The following is a 21876-nucleotide window of genomic DNA, read 5'->3' as shown; positions in this document are numbered from 1 at the left end:
CTCGATTACCCGCTCTACCACCCACCACGCCCGGACATAAAGGATTTCACATAATCCCACCGTGTAACTATCCAGTACACAGCAAATATTCCTGACAAGGGAAATCCAATCCAGATGAACACCCAGTTCGAATCTGTGCGAAGCAGTATACCAACCACTATGGCGACCATCATGCCGAAAAACGTACTCACCCCACACACCACCGCCAACAATGAAACTATCAGCAGCAGGGTATTTATAAGTTTACTTGCTCGCATCGACCGCCTCATTGTAAAGGCTATTGCCTTTCGCGCCCACGGACAGAAAATATAGCAACATTGCACCGCCATACGGCGCCTTTTTACCAAGAATAAATTGGTTATTATCAAACTTTCTGACCGTCACATCAAATATTGATTTTTTCTTGTTCAAACCATCAGCCAACCCCATCTTCAGAGGCACCTTTACAAACCCCGAACCAATTGATAACGCGAAATCTGCGGCACTATATATCACCGGCCCATATCCGCCAGGAATCTGATCAAAAGTTTGTTTAACATGATTATAACTGCCCTCTTCATTATTAACATGGTTATAAAGGGCTGAGGTGCCCTCCTCAATATTCCCTAATCCGAATACAATCATAGGCCCACCGAAAAAGCACCCGGCCACTGTGCCGCATAGAGTGCCCCCCGAGTAAACACTTGCCCCTCCCGTGACAGTCTTGGCGGTGTTAGCTACCACAGGAATGACATCACGCGTTCCCGCATCAAAAACCGAGTCAGTGAGCGAATAGTTAAACAGGCCTTTATCCCTCTGCGCATCTGCCCATTCAAGCTCATTACTCAGCCCGACCATATCGGCTTCACTCAAGTATGCATCGTGATACTCCTTGGTCCCTCGCTCCAGATGAGCCCAGCACTTGATGATGTAACACATGGCCTTTTCCAGGTTCGCTTCCGTGAAGTCACCTTTCTGAGCCTCAGCCTTGATCGCCGCCACCTCCGCCTCATGAGCTGCTCGATTATAGACGTCCACCGACATCGCGTTTCCTCCCGCGACAACAGCACCTGAGGTACCTCGCCCAGAGCCAACCACGGCCCCGGCGCCTGCCGCGATCAAGGCGGCCATTGCATCTTGATCCACACCCTTGATGCCATTTTTCCCCAGCGCGTCGGCAATGGTCGGCATCAAGGCAGCCGATGTTCCCGCGCCCAACGCGCCGCTTTGCACATTGCCACTGGACAACCCAATAGCCGCCCCCGCCAACGCGTGCAACATCACACGTGCCGCACCGCCTTCAGCCCAAGCCGCCCGAGTGGCCGCATCCGACTTAGGATCAGTCGCACGCGACTGGGCATAATCGCCAATCTTGTTGAAGATATCGCTGGAGGCCGTGTTGGCGACAATACCAACCGTCGTTCCTACAGGCGCGCCACCCAGCCCTGCGGCGATTAGTCCGGACGCGATATCGGCCATTAAGCGTTTGTCGCCACCGACCTGCCAGCGCTGGGCTTCCGTATAAGCGGCATTCGCTGCGAGCACCGTTCCAGTGGCATCCGGCGAACCGGCTTCGGTCTGGGTTTTGGCTTTATCGGCCAGTGCTTTCGCCTCATCCGCCTTCGCCTTCCCCACCGCACTGATCACCCCACTGGCCAACTGCGCCGAGCTTTGGATCAGGTCAATACGCTCTTGCATCGCCTTTTCATCAGGCCGGTCAAGTTTCTGATTGGCGTTGTCGGTATCGCGATTTAGCCCCACCAGGTCATTGGCACCTTCGGCATTGCGAACCACAATCGTGCCTTCGCTGACCGCGCTACGGGTGTAGCTATGGTCTTTCTCCTTGAGCGCTATCGGGATGCTGCCGCCCATCGACGCACCGCTGGTACTGCTGGAAGACACCGAAATACCGGCAGATTGACTTTTGATTTCGCTGACATTCTTGATGTCGCTGACGATCAGGCGGTCAGTGCTTAGGTGGTTCTTATCAGCTGACGCCTCACTGGCAATCACCGCGCCTTGCAGGGTGGTGTTCTTGCCGACATTGATGTCGTAGCCGCCCGTGCCCGCATACAAACCGCTCTGGTCGGTCACGCCCTTGTAGTCGCTGTTCATATTCGCGGCGGCAAGGTTCGCCGAGCCCGCTACGGTAGAGCCGTAGCAGAACGGCGGGATGCAAATACTCGCGCCGAAGCCTGCGCTGCTCTGTTTGCTGCGCGACGACTCGGTGTCTTGGAGGGAGATGATATTGAGGTTGCCGCCAATATCTGCCTTGATACGGTCCGCACGAACCTGGGCGCCTTTGAGGGTGGTATCGCCACCGCTTTGTAACAACAGGCTGCCCGTATCGAGGGTGCTATTGACCTGAGTGACGGAGTTACCGTTGCCATTGTTCTTGGCACCCTGCGCACCGAGGTCGAGGGTGAAGCCGTTTTGCTCGCCAATATTGAAGCTGGCTCCGATGGCGGTTTTATTTTTCGACCCTTCGTTTTTGCGGTCGGTGGTGTTTTGTGCGCTTTGCATCAACACATCGTTTTTGGCTAACAACAACGTGTTGGCGGCTTTCAAGCGGCTGCCGGTGATCTGGATATCACCCTGAGTACCCGCCGCAGCGCCCGTGGCAACGATCGACAAGTCTTGCCCTGCGTTGAGCGTGCTCTGCTTGGCGGTGACGCTGTTGAATTCGATGCTGTTCTTGCTGCGGTTATTGGCCAGTTCGGTGCCGATTTTGATCAGCGAACCGTTGCCGGGCGTGCCGCCGACTTTATTTTTGAAACCGGAGCTTTGCGCATTGGCGTCCGAAGCCTGGCCGTTCAGGTTGTAGGCGGCGAGGGCAGCCTGGGCGATTTTGACTGCCTTGAGGCGTGGGTCATCAGCACTACGGGCCGCTTTGACGGCATCGCGCATGCTGGTGGCGGTGTCCACCACCGAGCCCGCGATCACCCGCCCAACCGCCAAGCTCTTGGAGCTGTCCTTACTGGTCTGACTGGCCGTCTCCATCCCCGAAGTAACGGTGACATCAGCCCCACTCAACTCCATGTTCTTGGTGCTCACCAGATCACTGGCCACCACCTTCAACTCACGCCCCGCTGTCAACGACACATTGCCCGCACTCGAGCCAATAGTGCTGCCGGTCAAGGTCATTTCATTGGCCGTGCCATTGTGCTTCGAGCTGTTGATGTACAGCTTCTGGTTGCCTGTCACATCGTCCAGACCGAGCTTGTTGCCGGTCAGCACGCCGGTGAGGTCGCGATTCTTCTCCTTGTGCATGTCGGTGCGGGCGAAGGTGTTTTGCGCCGCGTCGATGGTCAGGTCGCGGCCGGCCTGGATGGCGAGGTCGCCGGTGCTGACAAGGTTGGAACCGGTGACTGTGGCGTCGCGATTGGCGGCGATGGTGACGGTTTCGCCGGAGACCATGCTGCCTAGGGCGGTGGTGCGTTTTTCGTCGACTTTGTCCTGAACCTTGCTCGACTTCAGGCCGCCCCAACTGCTTTTGCTTTCTTTGCGTTCGTGACGGGCGCTGTCGGAGTTAGTGACCGCAAGAATGCTGACGTCCTGGCCTGCGACCAGTTGCGCAGCGCCTTTGTCGGCAGTGACGGCGCTGCCGGCCAGCAACAGGTTTGCACCCGCCACGACGGTGCTGTTGGTGCCCGCGCTGACCAGGCTGCCGACATTGTTGATGGCGGATGTCTCATCCAGACGGAATTTCTTCCCGGACGAGGTCTTCTTGGTTTTGCTGTAGAAGCTGTAGTCCTGATTTTCAGCCGCCTTGAGGGCAAGGTCGTTACCCGCAACCAGGTACGCTTCTTTGCCCGCGTCCACTTGGCTGGCCACCAGTTGCAGGTTCTGCCCGGCGCTCAGGGTGGCGTCACCGCCAGCCTTGAGCACGGTCGATACCTGCTGAACATGGTCTTCAACACTGGTGACCTTCTTGGAATTAAACGCCGAATGCTGTTCATTCGCCGCCGACGCCAGGTTCACATTGCCCTTGGCTACCAGCGCCAGATCACGCGTGGCATTCAACTGGCTGCCAATGGCGCTGATGTCCCGCGCAGCCACCACCTGGAAGTCGCGACCGGCCTCGATCTCGGTGCCGTACTGGGTTGCGCTGCTGCTGCGCATGTAGGTGCTGACGGCATTGGCGTTGCGTTGTTCGGCGGTGGCCAGGTTTACATCGCGCCCGGCTTGAACGCCCAGGTCGGCGCCGCTTTTGAAGGCGCCGCCGGTGCTGTTGACGTCGCGGCCGGCTTGCAGGGTCAGGCTGTTGGCGGCCTCGATGCGCGCAGCGTTGTCAACGAAGTCGGTGCGCTCGGTGCGGTAGCCGCTGCTGCTCTGGTGGCTGGTGACGGTGCGTTCGTTGAGCACATCGCCATTTACCGCGCGCACGCTGACGTCGCGCCCGGCGATGATGCCGCCGGCGCGGTTGGTGAGGGTGTTGCCGGCGAGCAGGTCGAGGCGGTTGCCCGCTTGCACGAGGCCGCCGTTGACCATGTTGCGCCCGGCGCTGGCAGCGAGGTTGTTGGTGGCGCGCAGGGTGCCGACGTTGTTGAGGTCGGTGCCGCTGACCAGGTTCAGGTCGCTGCCGGTGATGAGTGCGCCGTTGGGCGCCAGGCGGTTGTTGGCCTGGGCCAGGTAGAGCACGGGCACCAGCACTTGCTGGCCGGCGACGGTGGCGTTTTCCATCCACACGATGTCGTGGGTCAGGGCCGCCACTTGCTCGGCGGTGAGGCTCACGCCTACGGCCAGGTTAAGCGCCTGTTTGGTTCCGATGGCGTTGTCCATCAGGTACTTGAACATCGCTGTGTCGCTGGTCTGGCCATCGATGAAGCGCTGGCCGGTACGGGCGATCACGGCTTGCTGGATCAGGCGCTGTTCATACAGGCCGTCACCCAGGCGCTTTTGTGCCTGGTCCGGGTCGTAGCCCAGTTTGGACAGCATGTAATCGGAGCTTAAGAACTGGCTGAGGTTGGTCAGCAGCGGGTTGGTTTCGATCAGGTATTTCTGTGGGTTGGAGACGAACTGGCTGTCTGGCAGGCCTTGCACGCGGTTAATCACCACGCCGTCGGCCGAGGTGCCGCTGCCGGGCACGACCGGGCCGGTAACCGGCGTGCGGTCGACGCTGCCGCCGCCCAAGGTCCAGCCTTGCGGGCCGGTGCTGGCAGGCGCGCTGGCGCTCTGGCCACTGAGGCGGAACAGCCCGCCCTGGCCGGTGGGCAAGGTGAAGCCGGGCAGGCTCAGCGGGTTGATCTGCTGTTGGGCCAGGTCCGGCGGCAGTTGCTGGTTGAGGGTCACGCGGGTGGAGTAACCGGCTGCGCCACTGGCACCGGTGGCGTCGGTGGTGGTTTTGGCACCTGCGCCGATGTAGCTATAGCCCAGGCGTACCACGCTGTTGTCGATGCCGGCTTGCGCTTTGACGTCTACCGCGCCGCCTGCCTGAATCACGGCGGCGTAACGTTGGTCATCGCTGGCAATTTTGGTGACTTTGCCGAACTGGGTGCGCTCGATCTCCATCATGCCGATGAAGTTGGCCACGGTGGCTTCAAGGCCGCCGAGGTCATTGGGGTTGTAACCGGCGCTTTTGTACCAGTATTTGTTGGTGAGTGCGGCGGCGGCACTGAACCAGCCTTCAGGGTGCTTGGTGCGCTTTGACGTGAAAAGACGATAGGTCTCGGTTTCGCCGGTTTCAATGCCGATGTTGACCAGGTTGTTCAGGCGCGCGGTGAAGTTGCCGCCGGCCGCGATCGAGCTGCTGCTGTTGAGCAGGTCGCCGCCGGCCAGGGTCATGTTGCCGCCCGAGGTGATGCTCGAACCGGCACTGGCGGCGGTCACTTCCAGTTTGTCGCGTGTCACCAGTTCCCACACGTAGTTGCGCGGTGTGCCACCGGCGTGGCAGTCACCGGCGTTGACGTACTCGATGCACGTGCCTTGGGTGGCGGAGGCGGTGTAGACACCCGCATCGTTGACGTCGAGTACCGCCCGTTCGTTTTTGATCGAGTTGGCGGACAGGCTGAGGTTGCCGTCACTCTGGATCGTGGATGAGCTGTTGAGGATGCTGCTGGCCAGGCCGCCCTTGCCGTCACGGTCGACGCTGAGGTTGCCCAGGCTGTAGACGTCGGCGTAGCTGTTGTTCAGCGCGTCCACACGCAGGCTCATGTCGCCGCCGCTGAAGATCAGGCCGTGGTCATTGAGCAAGGCGCCGGTGGTGGCGACCAGTCGTTGGCCGCTGCCCAGGGTCGCGTAGTTGTTGAGTGTGCCCGCGTTGACCACCAGGTCGGTAGCGGCGGTGAGGCGCCCGCGGTTGTTGAGCGTGCCGGCGATGTTGGCGGTGGTGACGCCGCCGCCGGCAATGCTGGCCGTGTCGCTCAGGCTGGCTTGTGCGGCATTGAGGTTGAGGTTGCCCAGGCTGCTGATGCGCCCGCTGCTGTTGAGCGCGCCGCTCAAGGTCAGGTCGAGCGCGCCGTCGCTGGCGATCAGGCCGTGGGTGGTCCAGTTGGCGCCATTGCCGATAAAGCGTCGCGCGCCGAGCAGTTGGCCGGTGGCGGTCTGGTCGAGGCTGTCGACGTTAACGGTGAGTTGCCCGGCCTGGATCACGCTGCTGTTGGTCCAGTTGCCCTGGGTGATGGTCAGGTCGCCACGGGTGACCAGGCTGCCGCCCACGTCGTTGAGGTTGGCCGGGGCAATGCCGAAGTTGCCGGTGCCCACGTGCAGTACGTTGCCGCCCAGGTTCTGGAAGCTACCGGCGTTGAGGGTCAGGTCGTTGTTGGCGGTTTCCAGCACGCCGTTGCGGTTGTCGAACAGGCCACCGATGGCGAATTCGGTGGTGCCCGCCGTGCCCAGCGCACGCAGGCGCCCGGTCTGGTTATCGAGGCTGGCCGCGCGCACCTTGAGGGTGCTTTCGCTTTCGATGATGCCCAGGCGGTTGTTGAGCGCGCCGCTGAGGTCCAGGTCGATCTGTTGGCCGGCGATCTGGCCGTCGTTGTCGCCGCTGTTATCGAAGTCATGCCCGACCACGCGCATCAGGCCTTTGGCATACAGCCCGCCGTTGCGGTTGTCGAAATTGCCGGTGGTGACCAGTGCGTTGCCGCCCTGCGCCGCGATGCGCCCGCCATAGTTGTCTACGCTGCCGGCTTGCAGGTTGAGGCTTTGCCCCTGCATCACGCCGCCCTGGCGGTTGTTGTTGAGGTCGTAACCGTTGCGCAGCACGCCGATCACTTGGGTTTGCAGCGCGGCCTTGAGGCTGGCGAGGGTGCCGCCACGGTTGTCGAGGCTGGCGGCGTTGACGCTGAGGTCACCGGCCTGGGCGATCAGTTTGCCGCTCTGGTTATCCAGCGTGTCGGCCACGTTGGCGGTCATGCCACCCTGGCTTTGCACGGTGCCTTTGCCATTGTCCAAGCGGCTGGCGGTGAGCAGCAGGTCGGCGTTCTGGCTGTAGATCAAGCCGTCGTTGCCGTTCTGTACCAGGCCGCTGGCGGTGAGGCTCAAGCGGTCGTTGGCGGCCAGGGTGCCACGGTTGCGGTTATCCAGGCCGACAGTCAGCAGGGTCAACAAACCTTGGCTGGCGATCTGGCCGCCCTGGTTGTTGATCTGCGCCGCGCGGCTGATCAGCAGCGGGCCGCCGCTGGCCAGTTTGCCGTTGGTGTTGGTCAGGGTCGCGAGCAGGTCAAGGGTGGTGGCGGTGCCGCCACTGATGCTGCCGGCGCTGTTGTCCAGGTTTTGCGTAGTCAGGCTCAGGGCCGCGCCGCTGTCGATCACGCCGCCCTGGGCGTTGTTCAGCAAGCCGCCGACGGTAAGCGTCTGCCCGGCCGCGCTGGAGAGTACGCCTTTGTTGCTGTTATCCAGTTCGCCGGCATTAACGGTCAGCGCTTTCTGGCTCACCAGTGCCCCGCCTGCGCTGTTGAGCAGGCTGGCGGTCAGCGTGGCATTAAGGTCGCCGTATCGGCTGGACAAGGTGCCGCTGTTGCGGTTGTCGAGGTTCGCGCCGCTGACGGTGAGGCCCTGCCAGCCGGACATCAGGCCATTCTGGTTGATCAGGTTTTCGGCATTGAGCACCAGCAGGTTATTGCTGATCAGCTTGCCGTTGCTGTTGTTCAACGTGCGGCCGCTAAGGTTCAGGGTTTGCGCGCTGGAGAGTTCGCCACCCTGGTTGTTGAGGTCACGCAGGTGGTTGATGGTGAGGTTGCCGGCGGTAGTGATCAGGCCACCCGCGTTGTTGAGGTCGCCGGTGGCGGTGCCGAAGTCCAGGGCAATTGCGCTGCCGAGCAGCGAGCCGTTCTGGTTGTCCAGCGCGGCGCTGTTGAGCGTCAGCGTATTGCTCGCGTTGAGCAGGCCCTGGTCGCGGTTGGTCAGGTGGCCAGCCACGTTGAGCAGCGTGTCGCCACGGCTGGTGAGGGTGCCGCCGCTGTTGTCGAGGTCGGTGGCGTGGGCGTCAACCGAGGCGGCAGCGATCATGCCTTTGACGTTGGCCAGGGCCTGGCCGATGCGCAGGGTCAGCGCGGCGTTGCTCAGCAGTTTGCCGCTGCTGTTGTCGAGGTTATCGGCGGTGAGTGTGAACGCCTGGCTGCTGGAGATTTCGCCGCCCTGGTTATGCACGTTCTTGAGGTTGTTGAGCATCAGCAGCGGCGCGTTGATCAGCCCGCCCTGGTTGTTGAACTCGCCACGGTGCAGGTCCAGCGTCAGCGCCTCTGCGCTGGTGATCTGGCCGCCTTGCTGGTTGTTGAGGTCGGCGGTGCCGAGGGACAGGGCCTGGCGCGTACTCAGGGTGCCGTTCTGGCTGTTGTCGACGCTTGCGGCGTTGAGTATCAGGCTGCCATCGGTGACCAGCCGCCCGCCTCGGTTGTCCACCGCGCCGAGTGCGCTGAGGGTCAGCGGGCCGGCGCTGGAGAGCGTGCCGCCGCCGTTGGCCAGCGTGCGCGCGGTGATGCTCAGCAGCCCTTCGCTGCTGATCAAACCCTGGTTGCGGTTGAGCAGTTGGTCGACATTCAAACCTGCACCGGCGCCAGCAATCAGCAGCCCGCCGTCGCTGTTATCCAGTTGCGTAGCGGTCACCTGCACGCCCGCACGGCTGGACAGCTCGCCGTTGCGATTGTCGATGTTGGCGACATTGACCTGCACACCACCCACGCCTGCGACCAAGCCTTTTTGGCGGTTATCGAGGCTATTACCGGCCACGCTTACCGTGCCTTGGCTGGTGACCAGCCCGGCTTGGTTATTGAGGCTGCCGACGTTGAGGCTGAGCGCATTGCCCGCTGTGATAAGGCCCGCGACGTTATCGAGGGTCGCGACCGTGAGCGTTGCGGTGTCGAGGCTTGAGAGTTCACCGCCCTGGTTATTCACCTCACCGACGACGGCGGTCAGCGGCGCGTTGCTGGTGACCAACCCACCTTGGGTGTTCTGCAGGCGATCGGCCGTGATGGCCAGGCCGCCGTTGCTGAGAATGCGGCCTTTGTTCTGGTTATCGACGGTGGCGGCGGTAATTTGGGTGTGTTGTTTGGCACCCAGTGTGCCGCCCTGGTTGTTCAACGCTTGGGCATCCACGCTCAACGCGCGGCTGGCAATCACACTGGCGCCGGTGTTGGTGACGGCCTTGCCGCGCAGGCTCACATCGCCTGTGGCGTTGCGGGTGTTGTCGGCGTTGACGCCGGCTTCGATGATGTCGCCGTTGGTCAGCGTGCCGCCGCTGGACAGCGCAATGCGGTCACGGGCGGCCAGGCTCTGGCGGTTAGTGAGGTCGCCCTGGGTGTTCACGTTAAGGGCTGTACCGGCATACACCGGCCCTTTGGCGTCCAGGCTTGCGGCGTTGATGTTGACCGCGCCGCTGGCGGCGGTTTGCGCCATGCTCAAATGCCCATTGGCATCGAGTTGGATATCACCACCACTGGCCGCCAACGTGCCGTCGAGCTTCACGCCCACACCGGCTTCGGTGCCCACCAGTTTGATCGCACCGGCGTACATGCCGCCCAAGGCACTGGAGTCGATGGCCAGCTCGGGCTTGGCGCTGCCGTCGTCGGCACGGGCGGTGGCTTTCAGGCTTTTGGCGTCGACGTCGTTGCGCCCGGCGACCACGGCCAGTTCACGGGCGTTGATCTGCGCGTTGATCTTGGCCGTGCGGGTAATGATTTCGAAGCGGTCGACGTTGCTGGCGTTCAGGCCTTCGCCGTCGATGGTCACGGCGCCGCCGTCAACCTGGTAGTGGTCCAGGCGACCGACGTTGTCCATCATCGGCTTGCCGGTGGTCAGGGTCACGTTGGGCGTGTTGATAAACCCGCAGCCGCTGCACGTGATGCCGTAAGGGTTGGCGACGATGACTTTGGCCGACTGCCCCGCTACTTCGGTGTAACCGCGCAGCTGGCTCGGGCTGCCGCCGTTGACTTCGTTGAGGATAACGTTGGCCGCGCCGCCCTTGAGGTTGGGGTTGCCGACGATGTAACCGCCCAGCTGGGTGTTCTGCAGCGCGCCAGTGGCGTTGTTGAGGATCACGCCGTTGGGGCCGACGTTGTAGTCCTTGAACTGGTTATGGGACAAGCCACTGCCATTGGGGGTGGCGATGTTCACCACCGGCACGCCATTGCCGGCCTGGCCGACGCTGGTGGCCGGGTTGCTCACCACAATGCCTTCGGCCTGGGCCAGCAACGGCTGCCAGAACAGCGCGTTGACCAGGATCAGCACCAGGCCGCGCTTGGGCAGGCCGAAGAACGCGTCGCGGCGCTTCAAGGCAGCAGAAGGTTGGCGGGCCAGAAAGGCAAAGTGGCGAACATCCATGGTCAAATTCTCGTTGCAGCGGGGCGTTGAATTACAGGAAGAAATCCATGCGGAAGTAGATCGGCGCTTCACGCTCCGTCACCACTCCAGGTCTTTCTAACGAGTGGGCAAACGTCACACTGGTGCTGACGTATTTGCCACGGGCGAACAGTTCCACGGAGTTGCTTGAAACGCGGCCGTGGTTGTCACCGTTGTAACGGTCGTTGCGGATCACGCCCTGGTCGTAACCGAGGCTGGTGCCGTATTCGGCGAAGGCCGGGCGCAGCCATTCGAGGGTGACCGGGCGCGCCCAGCGCACTTCGTTGCGCCAGTAGCCGCCGCTGTCGCCAGACAGTTGCTGGTCCTTCAAACCGCGCACCGACGACGAGCCGCCGAGGCTGATGCGCTGCGGCGAGAACAGCACGTCTTCACTGCGTTGACCGGTGGCCAGGCTGGTGAAACTGAACGACTCGCCCCACAGGCGAAACGGCTGCAAATAGCTGACCGTGGCAGTGTATTTACGGTAATCCGGGGTGGGCGTGAGGTTGCCGAACTGGTCGCGGTGCTGGTCGTCGCGCTGGGCGTCAAAGGCGCCGATGCCGTTCTGTACGCCGAGGTCGATGTTGACGAAGGCATTGCCGATGCGTCGGCCGTGGTTGATACCAAACTGCAACTCACTGAGGCGGTTGCTGCTGATTTCGAGCTGGGCGTCGTTGATGTAGTTGTTGGTGCGCAGGTGAGCCAGGCCGACGTTGAGCGAGGTTTTGCTGACGTCATCGCGGTGGATCACACGTTCGGCGCGCAACTGGTGGTTCTGGTTGTCGCCCGATTGCTTGAACTTGAAGGTGTCGGTATAGCCGAGGGCGCGGTAATCGCTCTCGCTGTAGGTGTAAGTGAAGTTCCACCAGCCCCACGGCACGTTGTAGTAGAGCAGGGTGTTTTTCGAGGTTTTCTGGTGGTCGCTGATGGCGTCGTGGCCGCCGCGCAATACCAATTGGTCAGCCAGGCCGAGCGGGCTGTCCCACTCCAGGCCGGCGCCCCACTGTTGCTCGCCGGTGCTGCGTTGCCCGTCGTTGTTGCGCGACAGGCTGGCGCGCCAGGGCTTTTGCAGGGTGTTCTTGACCACCACGTCGCTGCCGCCCACTTGCTTGCCGGGCGTCAGCTCCATTTGCGCCTGTTTGGACGGCAACCGGTTGAGCTGGTCCACCAGTTGCTCGACTTCGCGCAGGTTCAGCGCCTCGCCGACTTTGCCGGGAAACGCCATGGCCAGTTCACGCTCGGTGACGTTGCTGCCTTCGGCGCTGCGCACCGCTTCAAGTTTGCCTTCGACCACCAACACCTGCAGATGGCCACTGGAGAGGTCTTGTTGCGGCAAGTAGGCGCGGCTGGTGACGCGGCCTTTGGCGATGTAATAATCGGTGATGACCTTGAGCAACTCATTGAGCTGCGAGACGCCCAGGCATTGGCCTATATAGGGTTTGAGCAGCAGCGTGCGGTCGCCGGCAGGCAGGCTGTCGGCGCCTTTGAGTTCGATGTCTTTGATCGGGAAGCAGCGGGTGTCGGCAGGCGTAGCCGGTGCCTGTGGCTTGGCTTCTTTGCCGGGCAGGTCCTGAAGCTCTTGCAGGCGCCGGCTTTGCTCTTCCAGCAGGCGGTTTTGCCGATCGCGGATCAGGTCTTGATCCCCAGGCGTGGGGGCGGCGGTGGCCGTATTCAGGCTCAGGCAGGCGAGCATGAAAGTGCACAGCAAGTACCGAGTCCGTGGCGATAAAAAAGACATGTTCGATCCATCGAAAATCAAGGGGCGGCAAACTACCATCGAACTAGCGCTGGCCCAAGAAACCGGGACAGTTGCACATTCGTGCTTATTACATCCGCAACACATTGATTGTTAACAATAAAGAGTTATCACAAAGAGATAATGGCGGCCGTTAGAAGTTTTATTCCGACCAGCGGCAACTCTTTTGATATTAATTCGGCAAACAATTTAGCAAATGCCATTATTTAGCCATCAACTACTTGCCGAGTTAGGTTAGTGCAGGGGAATAGCGAAAAGTTCGCGGTGTTTTTGTGAATTGGATCCCATTTATCGGAATTCCAAGCGACGCAGATGGAATGTGGGAGCTGGCTTGCCTGCGATGGCGGCGTGTCAGGTATTGATTGGTTGCTGGCCCACCGCTATCGCAGGCAAGCCAGCTCCCACAGGGGTCTTTGGGGTCTTTGGATTTTCTAGCCGGCGTCTTTGCCTTTTTCCGCGCCGGGCACCAGGGTCAGGCCGGGGCGCTCCACGTCGCGGGACACGTGGGACTTCACATCCTCGACACCGCCGTCTTCGTCGTTGTGGATCACCAGCACGCCCGGCTTGCGAAACTGCTCCAGGTGGCCGTCGCCCAAATTGAAACTCTCACTCAGGTTTTTGTCGCTCAGCGCATTGGCTTCGGCGCGGCGCTGGGCGAACTTGCGCCCACGGCGTTGCTGATAGCGCGCCCAACTGATCAGGATCACCGCGTTGAACAAGGCGATCCACAGGTAGATCTGCAAGGTGTTGAGCGCGGCGAAAATCGGCGCCTCAATACGTGGGCCGCCGTGGGTTTCCAGCATGGCGCCGATACCACGCGCGAGCAGCCAGATCAGGCCGCCCCACGCCAGCAGCGTCAGCAGCACGTCGATGATCCACATCACGGTGTTTTGGCGAGTTCTGACCAGCTTCATGGTCACGCCTCCTCTTCACTGGGTTTGATGCCGCGGTCCGGGCTGACCCAGCGCGCGCGTTTCTGGTGCTGGTTGAACAGCACCTTGGGAAAGCTGACCAGGGTGGTGAGCAGGCTGACCAGCCAGAACACCATCGGGTACCACACGGTCCAGAACAGGGTTTTCCACAGGTCCTTTTCATAGCGCCGGTCGATCAGGATGCTCACCGCGAACTGCAGCAGGCACACCATTGCCAATACCAGCCCGGTAAAGGCCGGTGGCACCAGGGAATCCACGGCAATCGCCTGCGGCAGTACCACGAACTTGCCCACGCCCCAGAAGATCACCGAGAGCAGGAAGGTGAAGGCCCAGCCGGTGGACAGGCAGTACTCGAACAGCAGTGGCCACAGGTAGCGATGGCGCCATTGCCAGATGCCTCGGATGTTCTTGAACAGCACCTCGGCGCCGCCCTGGGCCCAACGCAGGCGCTGTTTCCACAGGCCGCCTACGGTTTCGGGCATGAGGATCCAGCACAGGGCACGAGGCTCGTAGAAGATCGCCCAGTGGTCCAGTTGCAGCTTCCAACTCACGTCGATGTCTTCGGTGATCATGTCGGTGGACCAGTAGTCGATGCGGTCCAGCGCCTTCTTGCGAAACGCCACCACCACACCCGACACCGTGAAGATCCGCCCGAACACGCGCTGGGTGCGCTTGATCAAGCCGATAATCGAGGAGAACTCGCCCACCTGCACCCGGCCGATCAAGGTTGAACGCGTGCGGATGCGTGGGTTGCCGGTCACGGCGCCCAGGCGCGGGTTGTCGAGCATCGGCGCGACCATGTAGGCCGCTGCGTTTTTGTCGAGCAAGGCATCGCCGTCGATGCACACCAGGTACTCACTGCGCGCCGCCACGGCGCCCATGCGCAAGGCCACGGCCTTGCCCTGGTTTTGCGCCAGGTGCAGCACACGCAGGCGTGGGTGTTGCAAGGCCAGGGCGTCGAGCACGGCAGCGGTGTTGTCCTTGGAACCGTCGTTGACGGCGATGACTTCGATATTCGGGTACACCTGGTTCAGGGCCGCATGAATGGTGTCGGCGGCGTTATCGCCCTCGTTGTAGCAAGGGATGATGATCGAGATCAGCGGGTTGCCGGCCAGGGTCGGCGCCGGCGTGTCTTCCTTCCACGGCCAATGCCGCTCCCAGTGCAGCCAGAAGTACAGCCCGCCGGCGATCCACAGCGCCGACATGAACAGCGGGTAGAAAAACACGAAGTCCATCAGGAACTGCCCGGTGACCAGGAAGATCAGGCCCAGGGGCACACCCAACACCAACGCCAACACGAATAAAGCCAGGATTCTGTCGAACATGATCAAGGGTTCCACTGGTTGGAAAGGGCCGGACGAACTGTCTTCAGGTCCGGCGAATTTTCCAGGAAGTTATCCGGGTAGTAGCCAAAGCTCTTGACCCCCTGGCGTTTGAGCACGCCCATCCATTCGGCCATCTGCGCGCCCTTGATATCCGGCGCTTCTTTGGTCCGCCAGTCTTTGGCTTGCAGCTCGAACACGGTTTTTTCCAGCGCGCCGGGGCGCGCCTTGACCGTGGCGACGAGTTTTTCCAGCCAGGCGTTGGAGGTTTTCAGCTCCTGGCCTTCCATCAATGGCATGGCCATGGGCGCAGTCCAGTCGTAGGCCTGGAGGAAGTCGTCGAGGTTCTGCGCGAACCAGGCTTCGCTGGCCGGGTTGAGCATCGGCTCGGCAAAGATATTGCGTGCGGTCGCCACTTGCGGGCCACCGATGGCGCGAACCTTGGCGGTCAGCTCGTTGGTGAAGTCGATCAGGTAGCGGCTCTTGAAGCGCGTCCAGCGTTGCATCACTGCAGGGTCTGCACGCAGCGCGGCAATGCTGCCCGGCAGGCCGTTGGCAGCATAAGCCTTGAGCGCAGCGGGGCTGGCGTCTTCGAAGTCGGAAAGCACGGCGTCGTCGTGGTACAGCACACCGTCGATGGCATTGTTGCGCGCCAGGTCTTCATAGATCTCGCCGATGATCTTGCGCACCTGCGGGTCGAACGGCGACAAACGTTTGTATTGGTCCGGGTCGGTGCCGACCTGGCCGGTTTGCGGGTCCCAGCGGGTCACACGCGGCAGCTTGGGGTCGAGGGCGAAACTCAGCACCGGCATCCAGGCATACACAGCCGCGTGGGCACGGGTGTGCAACTGCCAGGAGACGCGGTTGAACAGGTCGGCGCGCACCGGCAAGTGGCGGTTAGGGAAGTACAGCGAGTGCACCAGGCCGTCGCCTTTGGGGTCGGCGAAGGCTTGCAGGAATACAGTGCCCGCGCCCATGTCCACCACACGTTGTACAAGCTGGTCGAGGTTGCGCGCTTGTTGGGCCGGGTCGGGGTCGTAAACGTTGTCGAGGTCCACGTGCAGCACCCGCAGCGGTGCCTGGGTTTGCACGGCCACCATGCTATTGGCGAAATGCTCGCCGTCCGGGTCCGAAGCCACCAGGAAGCGTGGGCTGTTCATCAGGTTGCCGAGGCTGTCGAGGCCGTCTTCCAGGGTCAGCGCCATCTGGTAGCCCTGCTCGCCGACAATCGCCAGCGAGGTGCCTTTGGCGGCGCCGTAAGGCCACACCCACACCCGCGGCGCCTTGCCGGTTACGCTGCGGATCTTGTTGGTGATCGCCGCGACATCAGCCCGCATGCGCGCATCGAATTTGGCTTGGTCTTCATAACGCCCGGTGGCCGGGTCAAAGCGCAGGCTGGTCGCCGCCGGCTCCAGGTTGCCCTGGGGGTTGGCCAAAATCCCTTTGTGGTTGTTGTCGGTGTGTGCGGCGATTTCCACCAGGCCCGACTGCGACACTTCACGAATCTGCTGCCAGGTGAGGAACTCCCCACGTGGGCGCGGCGAGCCGGCGAAGTCGACCGGTTGATTGAGCGGCGTATCGATCCAATACCCCACCGGCGCCAGCAAGGCTGGCCAGTGATAGGCGCGCAGAATCGGCATCACGCGGGTGTAGAAGCTGGAATAGCCGTCATCGAAACTGAGCATGATGGCTTTGGGCGGCAACTCGGGGCCGCCGTTGCGTGCCGCCAGGATCTGGTCGACGCTGACCGCCTGGTAGCCGTTCTCGCGCAACCACGCCAGTTGTTCGATCAAACGCTCGGTGCGCACCGCCACCACCGCCTGGTCGGGGTCGCGATCCTCGACATCGTGGTAGGCAATGCCCAGGAAATGGTTTTTCGGCCACGGCGCTTCGTTGGCCAGTATCGGCCGCTCGGCGGGTGGGGTGAAAGGCGCGGGTTGCTGGGCACAGGCACTGGCCAGCATTACACCCAGGACCAACAAGCAACGGCAAAGGACGGTCATGGTCAGGCTCTTTTAGAAACGGTAAGTGAGGTCGACGAGCAAGCGCAGATCGCGTTCGCGATCACCGTCATAAGGTCGGCTGATCAGGCTCAGGTTGGCGCCCACGTCCAGTACATCGTTCCAGCGAAAACGTTGGCCATAGCCGATCAAACCGACGCCACCGGTGGAATAATCCCGTTGGCTGTAAGTACCTGCACCGAGCTGGAACTGCTGACTCCACTGAGTCTCGTAGCGGTGATAGAGCACATGATTGACCGTGACCGTGGGCAACACGGTGAAGTCGGATTTGGGGTTGAAGTACACCGTGTCTTCTTTGGTGTTGTGGCTGGTGCCGACTTCCAGGCCCAGGTCTACCTGCACGCCGGGCGCGCTGTAGATGCCCTCGCGGCCAGTCAGTACGGCTTCGAAGCGGTTGTTGCCATCGCTGAAGTGGGACGGGCTCAGGGCCAGTTTCCACTCGCGGCTTTCATTCGCGCGCCAGCGAATAAAGCCACTGCCGCCGTTGGCGGTGACATCGGCATTCAACGCTCGCAGCGGCGTGGTAGTCAGCAGGTAGCCGAGGCTGCCGCCGTACTGCCAGTTGTCGTTGATGTCGCGGGCAATCGACACGGCCGCACCCTGCTTGGAGCCATAGCCGTAGGAGTGGTTGGACACTTCGGCTTCCAGGGTCATGTCGCGGGTGCGACGCTCCACACCGACGCGCTGCCAACGGTGTTGGCCGGTGCCTTCGCTGAAGTCGGCGGTGGCGTAGCCGGCACCGGCGAACAGGCGCCAGTCTTCATCGATAGGCGGCGTGTAGAGCACGCTTTCGATGCCCCAGTCACGGCTGCCGGCCACTGCGCCGGCGTTGTTGTTATTGCCGCCGCCGTAGCTTTTTCCGGTGTAGGCCTCCACGCGCAGCTCGGCCATGTCGTGTACATCCCGCAGACGGCTCAGGCGCTGCACTTGGCGGCTGTCCGGGTTGCGGGCCAGCACGTCATCGGTGAGCACGTCCATTTGCCGCCATTCCTGCAGGTCCATGGCAGTGTAGGCCTGGCTGACTTCCAGGCCGATATCCCGCGGGGTCTGGGCTTCGGTTTCCTTGAGGATGCCCTCGGCGCGGCGTGGCAGGTCGCGGGCGCGGTACATGTCGGCCTGGGCCAGGCGCAAGCCGACATTGCCGGGAGCTTTGGCCACCAACGCGTCCAGGCCGGCTTCGCTGCCCGGCAGGTCACCGCCGTAGACGCCGGCCTGGGCCGACAGCTGTTGCGCGTCCATCCAGGCGTCGTTGGGGTTACCAATGGGCAAGCCCTTGAGTTCGACTCGAGGTTTCTGGCTGGTGGCGAGGCTGTTGGCAACTTCGCGCGCATCGGCGCCTTTGTCGCTTTCCTGCAAGGTGTAGAACAAGGCCGTGGTGTCTTCGACCCGATCATCGGGTTCGGCATCGGCAGCGCTGATCACCTCGCGGTACAACGGCTCGGCTTTTTCCGGCAAGCGCTGGTCGAGGTAAGACGCGGCGACCCAACGCAGGGCATAGGTCGGTAATTGCACGCCTTCGCCCTTGAGGGTTTCGTAGTCGCGGATCACATCGGCGGTGCGTGCCCGCGCCTTGAGGGCACCCAGGCGGTCGATACGCCAGCGCACCACATCATCATGGGCACTTGGGTCCGGGGTCCAGCGCGCGAGCAGTTTGTCGTAGTCATTGAGGGCGCGGTCGGCAACCACGTAGCGTTCTTTTTCGGTGCGGGTGGCGAACTCGGCCATGCGCACGCGCTCGGCGGCGAGGTCACCTTCGAGGCGGCGCTGGGTCACCGCGTCGAGCAGGCCCGGATGTTTGGCCGACAGGCGCAGCGCCGGCTCCGGCAGGCGGGCCTTTTGCAGGGCGACGATGTATTCGCGGACCACTTCAGGCTTGTCACCGGCGCGAGTAAAGGCTTGGTCGAACTCGAACAAGGCGTCGTAGTTCAAGCCTGCGCGGGTCAGCGCATAACCCAGGGCCATGCGGCGGTTGGGGTCATTGGGTTGCGCCGCCACCAGTGCGCGCAAGCGCTGCACGGCCGTCGTGGCCTGGCCGCCGTCGGCCTGGGTCAGCGCCTGGCCCAGCTGCAGGTCGACATTGCCCGGCTCACGCACCAGCGCTTGCTGATAAACCGCCAGAGCCTGCGGCCACTGCTTTTGGTTGCGATAAGTGCGCGCCACCGTGGCCAGCGCCTGGGTGGTGAGGTTGCGATTTTTGCCTTGGGCCTCGTAGACCTTCAACACTTCGGCGTCTTGCCCTGCCCAACCGGCAATCACCAGGTGATCGCTGATCTGGCCAGGTGTCTGGCGTTCAGGCGGCAGTTGGCGCAATTGGGTCAGCGCGGGAGTGAAGTTGCCGTTACGCGCCTGGATAATCAGCGCGTCATAGGCTGGGTCGGCGAAGGCAAGGCTGGGCGTCAGCAATTGGCTGCATAAGGCGGCCCCAACGAGCAGGCGCAACCGGCCTGAAGCACTGGTGGGTAGTGTTCGCAGCATATCGTGAGCTTCCTTACACACGGAAAGCTATAACGATAGGTGGTCCTGAGCAAAACGCATCAGGGTGCCGGCGTCTCGTGACCCGGCCTAGCTTTCCTGTAGGAACTATCTCTTAGGAAAGTAGGGAAATGCCCAAATCAGAACAATTGTTCAGAATTATCCAACCGCAGAAAAACCAATGGAGGCCAAGGCTTGCCTGAGCTAAGCAGCCACAGCCGGCCTGTATGCCGGTTGTTTGACTGCCGCTTCAGGTAAACCCACGCCTCCAATAATTATTTCTTAACGATGTAAGAAATCTTACTGCGCGCCGCTGACCGCACCCGCTTTGGCCATCACAAAGCCAATGAATTGCTCCACGGTCATCTTCTGGCCATTAAACGTCACTTCGTTGTTGGCGTAGTGCAGCTTGGAAACCACGTCAGTACCCACCAGGGTTGCCAACTGAGTACCAACGGCCATGCCACTGACCATCTCGGCCGCCATCTGTGATTGCTGTTCGATGGCTTTAGGGTCGGTCACACCGCCCACTTCCGCTTGCAGGGCAGCGACGTCGCCGATCATCGGCTTGGACAGGGTCAGGTTGGCATCCAGCAGCGCGATAACCTGCTTGCCCAGCTCAACCGGTGGCAATTCCATCGAGGTGGGTTTGGTCAGGTCTACCACCAGGTTGAATTTGCTTTCACCGTGGGTGGTTTTCAGCGACAGGTTTTCCACTGCCACTTGCGGCTTGGCGGCCAGCACCTGGTTGACGTTGGCCTCGGCCAGGGTCTGCTCGGCTTCGGTCAGTTGCAGCTCAGGCACCGGTTGGCCGGCAGCCGCGGCGGCTTGCACCGGCTGCATCTTGTCCTGGTAGAGCTTGGTCAGCACCAGCATCGCCGGGATGTCGATGTTCTTCATGCTCAGGGCCATGGCGGCCGAACCTACGGGTTTACCCTGGTAGCCGATTTCGTCGATCTTGTAGTCAACGCGGCCTGCCAGGTTGTTGTCCTTGGTTTCGCTGGTGTCTTTTTGCTCGAAGCCCTTGAGGGTCAGCACGGCTTTCTGCGGGCCGAAGGTGACTTTTGTGTCGGTCAGCTCAACGGTGTTTTGCCCGGTGTAGAAACCGAAGGTGGATTTTTCCAGGTTGCTGGCCACGGTCAGGCCGGACAGTTCGGCTTCAAGCGGCTGGCCATTGGCGTCGATCACGGCAACCTTGAGGCTGTTCATGTAGCCGCTGGCCTTGACCTTCTGGCCTTCGGCGCTGCTGTCGAAGTCCAGGTTGGCGCCCGAGAAGCTCACCGAAGACTTGTCGTCCTTGATGTCCAGCGGCAGCAATTCGACGTTGCCGTCGACCGAGCGGTTGTAGCCGATATTGGCCACGCCTTTGAGCGGCGACACGTCTTTGCTGGCGGCGAACCATTTTTCGGTGGTGGCGTTCTTTTCCAGCGCATAGTGACTGGTGGCCATGACCGGCAACCACTTCAGCGTCACCAGGCGCGAGAACGGCAGCGGGCCGTGTTCGATATGGTCGACGAACAACAGCTCAGGGTTCGGGTTTTCTTCACCGAACACGCTGCCTTGGCCTTTGAGGCGGTAGTGCGCGGTGCTGCTGAACAGGCCACGATCCAGGGACACCAGCTCCAGGTTCACCGTGCCATCGACGCCGGCCATAGAGGTCTGCAGTTCTTTGTTGGCGTTCTGGATGGCGGTTTGCAGCACCGGCTCCAGTTGCTTACCGGTGTACCAGGCGCCGCCTGCACTAATGGCGCCGACGGCGACAACGAAACCCAAGAAAACAACTGCTGGCTTATTCATGAAGTGACCTGATCAAATCCTGTGAGAAGTGGGCTGTCTTCCTTGAACCCCGAAGGGGTTGGCTCAAGCCCGCCGAAAACGGGGGAAGATTAGCACTGGCGGCCGATAACGGCCCAGCTTTTCAGAGAGGTCAGGTCAGCGGTTGGTTCACGAGTATTCCAATTCAACCTCATCGAGTTGGTGATCGAAACTCTTCAAGCGTGCGGTCCAGGTGTACACCAACACCTCAAACTCGCGGTGTATCACTGTGTTGCTGGGGGTATCGGCCTTGGGGTCGCAGAAGTCCAGCTGGTAGCGTTCCCGCGCCATTTGCGTGGCCACGTCGGACAATTCCCGGGCGTTATTGAGCCAATGCCTACCGTCGGCGACCTGTTGGTCGAGCAGCACACATTGTTTTTTCAGGGCCTCGAGGCTTTTTTCCAGCGGCGTGCCGGTGAGCTCGCCCATGACTTCCTGGAAAGTACGCCCGGGCTGCCAGTAGCTGCCCCAGAAATAGCGGTCGAATACGGTTTCGACGCGGCGCAGAGCAACCTTGGTGTCCCAGATCGCCACGCGGGTCTTGCCTTGTTGAAGCAGCTTTTTCTTCACCCGTTGATTTTGATAGGACGCCCAGGCCACCACGCCGATGGACAACGTGCCGATCACCAGACAGGCGCTATCGAGAAACACCATGGCCTTGTCGAGTTGGTGGGCAAGCATGACGCCGTAGAAATAGGCAGCCGATAGCAACACCAGTGCGAAAAGCACGCACCAGAAAGCGGGAGCATAAGGGTTTTTCATTATTGGAATCCCCATGAGCAAACGCGAACTTTGTCAGACGG

The 21876-nt window shown here is 61.5% G+C and carries 8 protein-coding genes; all 8 read right to left on the bottom strand.

Features of this window, described 5'->3' with window-relative positions:
• Nucleotides 1-243: 243 nt before the first annotated feature.
• The 8 genes from HBO23_RS20290 to HBO23_RS20255 all read right to left on the bottom strand — a co-directional run bounded on the left by HBO23_RS20290 (nt 244) and on the right by HBO23_RS20255 (nt 21835).
• Complete coding sequence (locus HBO23_RS20290; protein ID WP_170039366.1) at nt 244-10737, bottom strand: hemagglutinin repeat-containing protein; 10494 nt, start codon at nt 10735-10737, stop codon at nt 244-246.
• A gap of 31 nt (nt 10738-10768) precedes the next feature.
• Nucleotides 10769-12493, bottom strand: a complete 1725-nt coding sequence (locus HBO23_RS20285; protein ID WP_170039364.1) for a ShlB/FhaC/HecB family hemolysin secretion/activation protein — start codon at nt 12491-12493, stop codon at nt 10769-10771.
• Nucleotides 12494-12942: 449 nt separating this feature from the next.
• Nucleotides 12943-13425, bottom strand: coding sequence for a poly-beta-1,6-N-acetyl-D-glucosamine biosynthesis protein PgaD (gene pgaD, locus HBO23_RS20280; RefSeq protein ID WP_099549572.1), 483 nt, complete (start codon nt 13423-13425; stop codon nt 12943-12945).
• Between the two features lie 2 nt (nt 13426-13427).
• On the bottom strand, nt 13428-14768 hold the full coding sequence (gene pgaC, locus HBO23_RS20275) for a poly-beta-1,6-N-acetyl-D-glucosamine synthase (protein ID WP_170039362.1): 1341 nt from the start codon (nt 14766-14768) through the stop codon (nt 13428-13430).
• 2 nt (nt 14769-14770) lie between these two features.
• A complete protein-coding gene (gene pgaB, locus HBO23_RS20270; protein ID WP_138449396.1) occupies nt 14771-16768 on the bottom strand; it encodes a poly-beta-1,6-N-acetyl-D-glucosamine N-deacetylase PgaB in 1998 nt (665 codons plus the stop codon).
• Between the two features lie 12 nt (nt 16769-16780).
• Nucleotides 16781-19261 (bottom strand): poly-beta-1,6 N-acetyl-D-glucosamine export porin PgaA, encoded by a 2481-nt coding sequence (gene pgaA / locus HBO23_RS20265; RefSeq protein WP_099549574.1) that lies wholly within the window; start codon nt 19259-19261, stop codon nt 16781-16783.
• Between the two features lie 297 nt (nt 19262-19558).
• Entirely contained in the window at nt 19559-21055 is a 1497-nt protein-coding gene (locus tag HBO23_RS20260; protein ID WP_017136594.1) for a YdgA family protein, read from the bottom strand.
• Between the two features lie 147 nt (nt 21056-21202).
• The gene (locus HBO23_RS20255; RefSeq protein WP_026013660.1) at nt 21203-21835 is read right to left on the bottom strand and encodes a hypothetical protein; all 633 of its coding nucleotides are present in this window, start codon (nt 21833-21835) and stop codon (nt 21203-21205) included.
• Between the last annotated feature and the right edge of the window lie 41 nt (nt 21836-21876).

Source organism: Pseudomonas sp. WS 5532, assembly GCF_012985445.1.
GTDB classification, from domain to species: domain Bacteria; phylum Pseudomonadota; class Gammaproteobacteria; order Pseudomonadales; family Pseudomonadaceae; genus Aquipseudomonas; species Aquipseudomonas edaphica.
The sequence above is the reverse complement of the archived record's forward strand: the minus strand, read 5'-3'. Positions and strand labels throughout refer to the sequence as shown.